The sequence below is a fragment of the Streptomyces sp. NPDC107517 genome (assembly GCF_055582645.1).
Genome location: NZ_JBVJPM010000043.1, coordinates 24,575 through 35,239, shown reverse-complemented (window position 1 = coordinate 35,239; position 10,665 = coordinate 24,575). Strand labels below are relative to the sequence as shown.

The 10,665-nt window shown below is 70.8% G+C and carries 8 protein-coding genes and 1 pseudogene; all 9 read left to right on the top strand.

From position 1 onward, the window contains the following. Nucleotides 1-891 (top strand): annotated as a pseudogene (locus tag ACZ67T_RS42515) (hypothetical protein); the annotation flags it as partial. A gap of 534 nt (nt 892-1,425) precedes the next feature. Then, the gene (locus tag ACZ67T_RS42510) at nt 1,426-2,499 is read left to right on the top strand and encodes a conjugal transfer protein (RefSeq protein ID WP_469991957.1); all 1,074 of its coding nucleotides are present in this window, start codon (nt 1,426-1,428) and stop codon (nt 2,497-2,499) included. Next, nucleotides 2,496-2,843, top strand: coding sequence for a hypothetical protein (locus tag ACZ67T_RS42505; RefSeq protein ID WP_469991955.1), 348 nt, complete (start codon nt 2,496-2,498; stop codon nt 2,841-2,843). The genes ACZ67T_RS42510 and ACZ67T_RS42505 overlap by 4 nt, the downstream gene beginning before the upstream one ends. Further along, on the top strand, nt 2,840-3,448 hold the full coding sequence (locus tag ACZ67T_RS42500; RefSeq protein ID WP_469991953.1) for a hypothetical protein: 609 nt from the start codon (nt 2,840-2,842) through the stop codon (nt 3,446-3,448). Before ACZ67T_RS42505 ends, ACZ67T_RS42500 begins: the two co-directional genes overlap by 4 nt. Further along, a complete protein-coding gene (locus ACZ67T_RS42495) occupies nt 3,445-6,114 on the top strand; it encodes an ATP-binding protein (protein ID WP_469991952.1) in 2,670 nt (889 codons plus the stop codon). Before ACZ67T_RS42500 ends, ACZ67T_RS42495 begins: the two co-directional genes overlap by 4 nt. 185 nt (nt 6,115-6,299) lie before the next feature. Beyond that, nucleotides 6,300-6,665, top strand: coding sequence for a hypothetical protein (locus ACZ67T_RS42490; protein WP_469991950.1), 366 nt, complete (start codon nt 6,300-6,302; stop codon nt 6,663-6,665). Beyond that, on the top strand, nt 6,662-8,851 hold the full coding sequence (locus tag ACZ67T_RS42485) for a hypothetical protein (RefSeq protein WP_469991949.1): 2,190 nt from the start codon (nt 6,662-6,664) through the stop codon (nt 8,849-8,851). The genes ACZ67T_RS42490 and ACZ67T_RS42485 overlap by 4 nt, the downstream gene beginning before the upstream one ends. After that, nucleotides 8,848-9,930 carry a C40 family peptidase gene (locus ACZ67T_RS42480; RefSeq protein WP_469991947.1) on the top strand — a complete coding sequence of 361 codons (1,083 nt, stop codon included), beginning with the start codon at nt 8,848-8,850 and terminating at the stop codon, nt 9,928-9,930. Before ACZ67T_RS42485 ends, ACZ67T_RS42480 begins: the two co-directional genes overlap by 4 nt. Further along, the gene (locus ACZ67T_RS42475) at nt 9,927-10,529 is read left to right on the top strand and encodes a hypothetical protein (protein ID WP_469991946.1); all 603 of its coding nucleotides are present in this window, start codon (nt 9,927-9,929) and stop codon (nt 10,527-10,529) included. The genes ACZ67T_RS42480 and ACZ67T_RS42475 overlap by 4 nt, the downstream gene beginning before the upstream one ends. Nucleotides 10,530-10,665: the final 136 nt, after the last annotated feature.

The following is a 10,665-nucleotide window of genomic DNA, read 5'->3' as shown; positions in this document are numbered from 1 at the left end:
GCCCCCGTCGAGTCCCTGATGCCGCTGCGCCTGGCGCGCTACGGCGTCCCGCTCGCGGAGACCGCCCCCTCGGGCCTGGCCGCCGCCGGCATCGAGGCGCAACTCCTGATGTCCGGCGCGCCGAGCGCCGTCGCCGAGCTGGAGGCGCAAGCCGTTCCACACCCCGAAGCCGTTCAGGTCGCCGCCGAACCGGTCGAGACACCGAGCGCATGGTTCGCCCCCCGGCCGGCGGAGGCGGAGTACCACGGCGACTACGACCCCGTGGACGTCCGGGGCGAGCGCGTCGACGAGGAGCAGCTGCAGCCCGCCGTCGTGGAGCCACCATCGTTCGAGGAGTTCGATGAGCCCTGGGACCTGGCCGAGTTGACCGAACCTGAGTCGCGTCCCGGTGAGGAGCTGACCGAGGCGCAGACCGGTCACGTACAGCCGGTCCCGGGCACCATGGGTGGTGACCGGTCCGCCTTTGCCGAGCCAGCGCACGTGACCGAACCGGTCACGCTTCCACCGACCTCGACCCCGGTCACCGCAGCCGTCCCGGCGCAGGCGCACGGGGTACTCACGGATGCTCCGGAGCCTGTGGTCACCACCGACTCGGCGATGCCCGCTCAGGCCGGCGACTGGGACTCGACCGTCACGGACACGGGCGAGGCGACGGCGCGCGCGCCGCAGCCGCAGGACCAGGAGGATGAACAGCAGCAGGAGCTGCTGACCATCATCGGCTGGATTGAAGAGTTCGAGTCCCGGAAGAAGAAGTTGTCCGGTGCCGAGGTCGGCCGCCGTATGGGGACGTCGCCGAGCACGGGACAGCGTCGCCTCAGGGAGGCGAAGTCGCTTCGTGAGGAGCTGCAGCACACAGCCGGCCGCTCGCATCTGAGGTCGGTCAAGAGCTGACCAACCCTCACTCGTGGGGCCCGTTGACCGATTCGGTCAACGGGCCCCACGGCGTTTGCCAGGCCGGTGGGCGTGACCGATTTCTAGGCGGCGGCGCGTGACCGATTTCCGGGGCGAGGCGGTGACCGATTTCATGGAATCGGTCACCGGTCACGACCGGATCCAGGCGGTTCGGTCACGGCCCGGCGTGACCGATTTCCCGCCGCTCACCGAATGGGACAGGGCTCTCCCTGCGGACCTCTCCACGCTCCTAGCGCCCAGTCCACAGACCACTCTGATCGGGCTGCGCCGCGCTTTGCCCATCCGCTGCTCCGCAGCCCAGTGCGCGCTGTTGCGCCGTGGTGAGTGCCAGGTCGCCGCCACTCACCACGGCCTGGCCCACTTACCACCTCGCTTACCACCAGGCCCCCGGCCGCTCACCAGCGAGGAGTTATGGCCTCGTGACGGCGTCAGGCCGGTGTTGGGAAGCGGGGCGGTGAGAGGGCGGGCGAAGAGTGATGGCACAGCCTCAATCCCCTTCTGCAGGAGCCGTCGATGTCCGCTTCCCTGCGCCGTAACCGGCGCGGCCCCACGAAGAATCAGCCCTCGGCGGCCTCGCCGCCACGTCCCCGGTCACTGCCGGTGCGCCGGGCGGCCGTGATGCGCACCGCGGTGTGGCTCGCGGTGGCCGCCGGTCCGCTCGCATTGGTCTCCAGCTGCGCACGACCGGACACCGCGGTGCGCAACACCCCGGCACCGGTCACGCGGACTGCCGAACTGCGCACCCCGTCAGTCACCCCAGCCGGATACGCCGAACTGTTCCTCGGCCTGTGGCTGCGCGGCGGCAGTGAGGACGGGACGACCGCTGACGAGTTGCACGCGATGGCTCCCTCCATGCCGATGCCGACCTGGGGCGAGAAGAGCCCGGCCGTCGCCCAGCTGGCCACAGTGCGCACCGCCCGCCAGGCACCGGACGCGTGGTCGGTCACGCTCGCCGTCACATTCAAGGAGCCGGCCCGTGACCGATCCGCCGCAGCGCCGAGCGTGCGGTACTTCGCGCTGCCGGTGGTGGCCAAGGGCGCGGGCACCACACCGGCCTTCGCCGTCCCGGCCGCGCCGATGGAGGTCGCCGCACCCAGCGTGATCGCCCAGAGCGCTACCCCCTACGAGCGCGAGGTCCCGGACGGCTCGGCCCTCGCATCGACCGTGTCCGAGTTCCTGACTGCCTACCTCGGGGCCGAAGGCGGCGCCGAGCGCTACCTCGCTCCCAGCATCACGCTTCCCGCGCTTGCCGAGTCGTCGTTCGCCTCGGTCCAGATCGACGCACTGCGGGCCGTCCAGGCCACGGACGGAAAGCCGGGCCAGGACGGCTCCGTCGTACGCGTGCAGGCACAGGTCACCGCGACGGACGCGGCGGGCGGCCAGTGGCCGCTGTCGTACGCACTCGCCTTCACAGCGCGCGCCGGCCGGTGGGAAGTCACCGCGCTGCAGTCCGGCCTTGAGGACAAGTCAGGAAAGGCGAAGACAGCGAGCAGCCACACGGACGCTGCGCTGAAGGGCAGGGTCACGCGGCTGCAGACGGTCGCTTCGGGTCAGGGCACCGATGCGGTTGGGGGGATCACGCGATGAGCACCCTGCACTCCCTCGTCATGGCCGCCGAGTTCAAGGACATGGGCGACCACCTCCTGGGCCTGGGCAGCGGCTGGGCGGAGAAGACGCTGAAGCTGTCTCTCATCGGGATCGTCGTCACCAAGGTCATCCAAAAGTTCAGTCTGAAGGCCGGCATCGGCGGGCTGCTCGGTCTGGTCATCTGCCTCGGCATCTACTCCGCGCGCGGCGACCTGGCCGACTACTTCAAGAACGAACTGCTCAACAACGGCGCCCCGGTGCCTGTTGAGGCTCCGCTCGATCCCGGCCCCGGCTCGCACAAGGCGACGACGACTGTGCCGGGCGCGGGCGGTGAGCGCGTATGACCACCCCTGCCTCGCTTCGCGTCGGCCGCACCTACACGCGCGCCCGTCGGCACCCCTGGGTACTGGGCAAGATCGGTGACTTCGCCCTGCCGCTGGGGCCCTACACCCCGGCCCAGCTGGCCATTGCCGCCGCTGGGACCTTCCTGCTGATCAAGACGTTCACCCTCTGGTCGCCGCTGGGACCCGTACCGGTGGTCGCCCTGGGCTTCGCTGTCTGGGCGGCGCGCGCCACCTCCATCGGCGGACGATCCCCGCTCTGGACCACCTACGGCTGGGTGCAATTCGCCCTCCAGCCGCACAGCGGCCGGATCGGCGGGCGCACCGTACGCGATCCCAAGGTGAGCCGCCTGCACGGCAGCTTCCTCATCGAGGACACCACAGCGCCCGTCTCCCTCCCGGCCGGTGCGGCCCCGCCTGCGCACCCCGCGCGGTCCTTTGCGCCCGGGCCACCGCGCGGCCAGAACATCCGTGGCGCACACGGCATGTCGACCCGGCTGCGCTGGGGGCATCGCCGCCCGGGGACGCGTCGGCATGTGACGGACCCGCGCCCAGCCCCCACGCCTTTGCAGCAGATGCTGCGTGAGCGGCAGGAGGCCCGCGGATGAAGCTCGCGATCCGGCACATCGTCGACAACGTGGTGTGGTCCACCTCCGGTGCCGTCTGGGCGATCTGGGCGGTGCCGGCCGAGGGCTCGCGCTACATGGGCGAGCGCATGCGCGAGGAACTCCTGAACCGCGTCACCTCGCTGGTCCGCTCGCTGCCCGGCGCCGCCCGCATCTACGGGCTGTGTGCCCGGGTGGATCCGGGCGAGGTCGTGGCCCGCACCGTGGCTGGCGTCGACTACGTCAAGAACCCGCACTGGGCCGAGGTCGCCGACGCGCAGCTGCGCCTGCTGGCCGGCGACGACCTGGATGCACCGGTGGAGATGCACCGGCGCACCCTGTGGCTGGCCGTCCCGCTGGAGACGAGCGGCGCACGCGCTGAGCTGTCCGCCGCGTTCGCCGCGGCGTGGGCCGAACTGTCGGCCACGCTCGGCCTGCCCCCGGCACCGGTGCCCGCCCACGAGGTCGCCGACTACCAGCAGCGCGCCCGCCAGATGGCAGCGGAGTTCGGCGGCGGCCTGGAGCTGCACCCGGCCCGCCCGGCGGAGATCGTGTGGATGCATCAGCATGCCGTCGCGCGCGGCCTGGACGAGCCGCTGCTCGCCGAGTCCGAGCGTTCCGAGTTGCGCGGCAGCCGCCTCGTCAGCGGAGTCCTGCGGGCCCCTTCGCACGCCGACCTGGGGCAGGTGCGGATCCTGGAAGGCGGCAGTGACGACGAGCCCGCGCCTGGGCGCAAGGCCGCCCGAAGCCGGGGAACCCGCGGCAAGGGAAAGGGCCCGCGGGTGGGGCGCCGTTGGCTGCAGGTCGAGTCCGAGGCGGGCAGCTCCTACCAGGCGCACCTGGCGCTGGCGGAGATGCCGCGTAAGTTCCTGTCCACGGGCGGCGACTTCCTTGCCGAGCTGGACCGTCTCCCTTTCGGCGTCGACTGGGTGAGTGACCTGAAGCTCGTGCCCACCGAGAGGGTCGCCGAAGAGATCAAGAAGAAGAAGCGAGACCTGGTCGACCAGGCCGAGCAGTACGCCGCGCAGCGCGAGACAGGCCTGCCCGAGGACATGCACGACGCCGCCGAGGACCTCGGCGACCTCGGTGCGCGGGCCGCCCGCAACAGCGTCGAGGTCGAAGTCCAGTCGGTCACCGTCATGACCGTGTGGGGCGAGAGCCCGGCCGAGTGCGAGCGGCGGGCCGGCGCCCTGCAGACCCGGCTGCGCGGCGCCAACTACCGCCTGGTGCGCCCGGTCGGCGGCCAGGAAGAGCTCTTCACCCTCACCTTGCCCGCCACGGCGACACCGCCCGCGACCCGCCAGTACACCCAGCACCAGCTCGGTGAGGACTGGGCGATGCACGGCGCGTTCACCGGCCAGTGTTTCGGCGACCCGACCGGCGCGATGATCGGCTTCAGCCAGGACGTCGGCACGATCACCCCCACCCTCCTCGACATCGCCAACGCCCCGCTGCAGAACGCGTCCGCGTCCTTCGGGATCGCCGGCGACCTGGGCGGCGGCAAGAGCGTCCTGCTCAAGATGATCGCCTCCTCGATCGTCGACCGCGGCGGGCGCGTCATCGCGATCGACCGCACCAAGCACCGTGAATGGGCGGCCTTCGCTCAGAGCGCCGCCCCCGGGCGCTGCCAGGTCGTCGACGCGGCCAAGGCCGAACTGTCCATCGACCCCCTGCGCGTGTTCACCGACCCGGCCGTGGGCGCGCGCTACGCACTCAGCTACCTGACGGTCCAGCTGGGGGTGGGCCCCATGACCGAGTACGGCGCCCTGCTCAAGCGGGCCGTCGCGCAGGCCTGCGCCGCATCGTTGCCCTGCATGGCCGAGGTCCTCGCCGCGCTGGAGGAGATGACCACAGGTGAGGGAACGAGGGCCCACAACGCTGCCTTGCTGGTGGAGTGGCTGCGGGTCGCCGCCGACGAGCCGCTCGCGGCCGCCGTGTTCGACCCCGCACTCCCCGTCCTCGATCTCGCCTGCGGCATGTCCAGCGACTTCGTCGTCATCACCACCGCCGGACTCACCCTGCCGCCCAGACAGGCCGTCACCCATCCCGAGCTGATGCGCAACCAGCCGCTCGAGGCGCTCATCGGCCGCGCCGTCCTCTACCTGATCGCGGCCATCGGCCGCGAAGTCGCGTTCGCCGACACCCGCTTCACCCTGATCCCCCTGGACGAGGCGTACTGGCTGACCTCCTCCGCCGAGGGCCAGGCCCTGGTCGACGAGATCGTGTATGACGGCCGCAAGCACGGCGCTGGCGTCGGACTGGGCTGCCACGACGTTCGCGAGCTCGGCTCCAGCACCACCCTTGGGCTGCTCGCCTACCGGTTCATCTCCCGTACCTCCGACCCGGTCCTGGCCGCCCGCGGCCTGGAGTGGCTCGGACTTCCCGGCGACGACCAGGACCTGCTGCGCATGGTCACCACCGACCTGTCGCCCTTCGGCAAGAAGGCCCGCGCCGGCGAGATCCTCGGCCGTGATCCGCGCATGCAGATCGGACGCTTCAAGGTCCTGGTGCCCGGCGTGGAGCGGCTCCTCGCGGACATCTTCACCAACCCCGAGGCCACCGCGCCCACCGACCAGAGGGGCCACGGAGCCTCGGCCACCGGCGGCGCACCGCCGGTCATGGAGCAGCTCACCGCGGTGGTTCCCGCTGACCAAGCGCAGCAGGGCTGACTCACCACGCCTGCCTGAGGCAGGAGTTATGGCCCTGTGACGGCTGAGCCACGCCGGCGGCAAGCGGGGCGGTGAGCGGTCGGCCCGACCGTAACGGCACAGCCCCGCACTCCCGCAGTGAGACGTCATCCGGGACCCCGCCGACCGCCTCCTAGTCCGCTTCCGCCGTCCTTTGGAGTACGCGAATGAGTGACACCTTTTCCCACCCGCACCCCGTACGCAGGGCCACCCTGACGCTGGTCGCTGTCCTGGTGCTCACCGTCGCCGTGCTGGCGGTGCTCTGGGGACCCGGCGTTTTGGACGCGTGGTGGCCGCAGACCGGCCATGCCTTCGCCGCCGAGCACATCGTGCCCGCCACACCCTCGACTGCCACGGCCCCCGCGAGTGACCCGTGCGACCTGATCGTGGGTCCCGCCAAGGCGTACTGCCAGCGCTCCGATCCCCACATCCCGCCCGCCGGCGGCGAGTTCGGGTGGGCGGGTGCGCTCCTGCTCGCCCCCGCCCTGCTCGGCCTTGCCGTCCTGCTGAACCGCCGGAGCAGGCAGTCATGAACCGCGCCCGCCACAGCCGGTGGACGACCGTGGGGACCGTCACCGCCCTGACCGTGCTGCTGATCGCCGCGAGCAGTGCCTCCTCGTTCGCCGCCGACGGCTCACCGTCCGGCGCAGGACTGCTCGATCCGCTCAACGTGAAGACGCCAGAGGGCGTGCCGGTCAACCGCTACGAACTGACCAGCGGCGGTGACGGGCCGATCGACGCCGCCCTGCAGTTCTGCCTGTCCGGGATTTTCACCCTCGCCCGTACCATCACCGGGTTCGCGTGCTGGCTGATCGACTGGGCGTACCGGTTCCCGATCCTCGACAAGCTCGCCGGCCCCGCGCAGACGATTTCCGATGCCTACCAGGACAACATCGTCGGGCCGCTCGGGTTGGCAGGGCTGTTCCTGGCGTGGGCGTTCGTCTTCGGCCTCGTCCTGGTCATGCGGGGCAGGGTCGCCCGAGGTGCCGGCGAAATCCTCCTCACGCTGCTGATCGCCGCCCTCGCGGCGACTGCCTTCGTGCGCCCCGCCATGCTGCTCGGCTATGACGGGCCGATCCAGCAGACTCAGCGCGCCGCCCTGGAGGCCGCCTCCATCACTGCCAACGGCGGCGAGACGCGCCAGGGCAACGACCCGTGCGACCTGATCACCGGCCCCGCGCAGAACACCTGCCGCCAGGAGGCCGCCAAGACCCCCGCAGGCGATGCAGACGCCGCCAAAGCCCGGGGTAAGAAGCGCGAGGCGAGCTGTGACGCAGTCGCCGGGCCGGCACGCGACGCCTGCCTGAGCGGTGAGCGCCCCCTGGCCGCCGCCGATGTCTCCAAGCCGATCACCCGCACCCTCACCGACACGCTCGTCGTGCAGCCCTACATGCTCCTTGAGTACGGGCAGAGCATCGACAAAGGCAGTCCGCTGTACAAGGTCCACAAGAAGCTCATCGATCCGCCGCCCGCGGGCAAGGACGACCCGTGCAACATGATCCCTGGCCCGGGTAAGGACTACTGCACGCGCGGCGGCGAGGACGTCGCGGCGAACGACTTCAACAAGCTCGGCCCCGACGGCAAGACGGCTGCCGCCTACATGGACCACGTCACCTGGGACCGCGTCATCGGCGCCCTACTCGTGCTGCTCGCCGCCATCATCATCGCCGTCGTCATCATGGCGATGGTCCTGGCGCTCATCGCCGCGCAGTTCGGCTGCGTCATCGCCGCCGCCTGCGGCTGCTTCGTCTTCGCCTGGGCCATGCTGCCCGGCCCCAACCGGGCCGTGCTGTGGAAATGGGGCGGCATCTACGCCTCCGCCGTAGTCGTCCTCTTCGGCGTCGCCGTGTTCATCCCCGGCTTCGGCCTGGCTGCCCGCGTCATGCTCACCGACAACCACACCCCCCTGATGGAGCGCCTGTTCCTCCTGGACGCCCTCGCCATCACCGCGCTGGCCGGACACCGCATCATGCTCCGCAAGGGCAACGCCCTGGGGCGCCGATTCGCCGACCGCATGCGCTACGCCCGCATCGGCGGCAGCCACACGATGGGCGAGAACGCCGCAGCCACCGCGGCCGCCATGTCCTCCGTCGGCTACGGCCACTCGAGCAGCGGCGCCTCGCCGGCGCACGTGTCCTTCATGGGCCGCCACGCAGGACTCGCCGCAGGCCTGCGCGCCCTGGGGGACGCCGAGGGCATGGTCGGACACCCGGGCGCCTTCCTCGCCGAGGCCCGCGCCGAAGGCCGCCGCGCCCTGGCCCCGCTCGCCCTGGGTCTGCGCGGCGCCCACACCGCGTTGATCGGCCCACACCGTGCGCCGAGGCAACTGCCACGACTGGGCCCGGACGGACGCCCACTGCCCGCGAAGGTCGTGGACGGCCACACCGGAAAACTCATCAACGGCGGCCAGCAGGGCTACGTCCCCGTCGGAGCCCGCCTCGAGGAACACCTCAAACGGACCCGGGGCGGCCGGATCCTGGTCGGCACGAGCAAGGTCGCCTTCCACTCCACCGTCGGCCTGCCCGCCACCTGGACCCGAGTACGCCGGGCCAAGAGCGTCCTCACCAGCGACCTCACCCAGGAATTCGGCCGCCAGCGCCGCCACTACAGCACCGTCGCTAGCCAGTTCAACGCCGATACACGCGCCGGCCTGAACGACTGGAGAGGCACCTGGACCGACATGCACGGGCGACCCAACGGGCGGGAGGAGCAGCAGTGAAGAAGCTCGGATGCGCCGGCGCCCTCCTCGCCCTCGTGGTGGCCGTGCCGGTCCTGTTCGTGGTGTTCGCCGCGGCCCGCGAGCCCGCCACCCCGACCATGGAGAGTGTGGGCAAGGTCTCCGGCATCCCGCAGCGCATGCTCGCCGCCTACCAGTCGGCCGCAGCCCAACTGCCCGGCCAGGTACCCAAGTGCAAGGGCATGCGCTGGCCGATCCTCGCCGGCATCGCCAAGATCGAGTCCAACCACGCCCAGGGCCGCACCATCAAAGCCAACGGCGACATCACCCCACACATCCTCGGCCCGCTCCTGGACGGCTCCGGCGTCGGAGGCAACACCACCGTCTACCCCGAAGGCAACAACCGCGCCGAAGGCCCCTTCCAGTTCATGCCCGCCACATGGACCGGCAGCGGCCGCGACGGAAACGGCGACGGAGACAAGAACCCACACAACGCGGACGACGCCGCGCTCGGTGCCGCCGTCTACCTGTGCGGCAACGGACGCAACCTCACCCACCGCGCCCAGCTCAAAGCCGCAATCTTCCAGTACAACCACTCCGACGCCTACGTCGCCGACGTCCTGTCCTGGATCGACCGCTACAGCCAACTCGGCAACGGCACCATCCGCATCGGCACAGGCGCCACCGGGAACGCGCGCACCGTCATCACCAGCGCCCTGGACGAACAGGGCACCCCGTACTCCTGGGGCGGAGGCGGCCCGAAAGGCCCCACCACAGGCACCTGCTGCTCCCCCAGCGGAAAATCGGGGGCGAGCATCACCGGCTACGACTGCTCAGGCCTGACCACCTACGCCTACGCCAAGGTCGGCATCAGCCTCCCGCGCACCGCCGCCGCCCAGTCCCAATACGGCAAACGCATCCCCGCCAGCCGCGGCGTCGGCGCCCTCAAGCCGGGCGACCTCGTCTTCTTCGCCTACGACCCCACCAGCGACACCACGATCTACCACGTCGGGATCTACCTCGGAGACGGCCAGATGATCAACGCCGCCAGGCCCGGCACCACCGTCCGCGCCGAGGCGATTTGGGATCACGGATTCGCCGGGGGTGCCCGGCTGCTATGAACACCAACACCACTACCGCACCGAGCCCTTCGGCGCTCAAGCCGCTCGCGGGCGCCACCGTCTGCGTTCTGCTCGGCTTCCTTCTCCTGGTCCCTGTCGCCCCCGACGAGGAGCCGTCGGCCGCTCGTGCTGCGGCACCCGCAACGACACATCCGGATCCGAGTTCCCCACCCGCCTCCCCCACCAGCCGGCCCGAGCGAGCCTCGGCCGCGCCGTCCTCGACCACGGTCGAGGTCCCGGTGGCGGGAGACGGCCCGGCCGGAGACCACGCCGTGCAACGCCTCATGGACAGCTCATCACCCGCGGACTTGCCCCGAGCTCAGGAGAAGCACCTCGTCGCGCTCGCCTCACGCATCTGGAAGGCCGAAGCCACCGGCGCGGGCCGCCAGCAGTGGCCCGCGTACTTCTCCGACCGACAACTGCGCGCCCCCTACCGGGACGTCCGGATCCAGGCCGGCATCGCACGGACCGCACCCAACCACCGCATCAGCGTCCACCTCGTATGGGCCGGCACCGACCCCGCCGGCCAGAACGAGGACGGCAGAACCGCCCAAATGTTCTTCACTCGGCACAACACCACATGGCAGCCCCTCCGTTGACCAGGCAGCGCATGAGGGATTGCGCGAAGTCGCTTATGCAGAGAGCAACTTGTCGACTTCGAGTTTGCCTTGTGACCAGATACGTACCGAGTTGTGAACGGTAACTTCCCCTTTCTGCTGGGAGTTTGGCTGGCAT

Coding starts and splice junctions, on each gene's coding strand:
- ACZ67T_RS42510 (WP_469991957.1), top strand. CDS start 1,426: ATGTCCGCTTCCCTGCGCCGTAACCGGCGCGGCCCCACGAAGAATCAG.
- ACZ67T_RS42505 (WP_469991955.1), top strand. CDS start 2,496: ATGAGCACCCTGCACTCCCTCGTCATGGCCGCCGAGTTCAAGGACATG.
- ACZ67T_RS42500 (WP_469991953.1), top strand. CDS start 2,840: ATGACCACCCCTGCCTCGCTTCGCGTCGGCCGCACCTACACGCGCGCC.
- ACZ67T_RS42495 (WP_469991952.1), top strand. CDS start 3,445: ATGAAGCTCGCGATCCGGCACATCGTCGACAACGTGGTGTGGTCCACC.
- ACZ67T_RS42490 (WP_469991950.1), top strand. CDS start 6,300: ATGAGTGACACCTTTTCCCACCCGCACCCCGTACGCAGGGCCACCCTG.
- ACZ67T_RS42485 (WP_469991949.1), top strand. CDS start 6,662: ATGAACCGCGCCCGCCACAGCCGGTGGACGACCGTGGGGACCGTCACC.
- ACZ67T_RS42475 (WP_469991946.1), top strand. CDS start 9,927: ATGAACACCAACACCACTACCGCACCGAGCCCTTCGGCGCTCAAGCCG.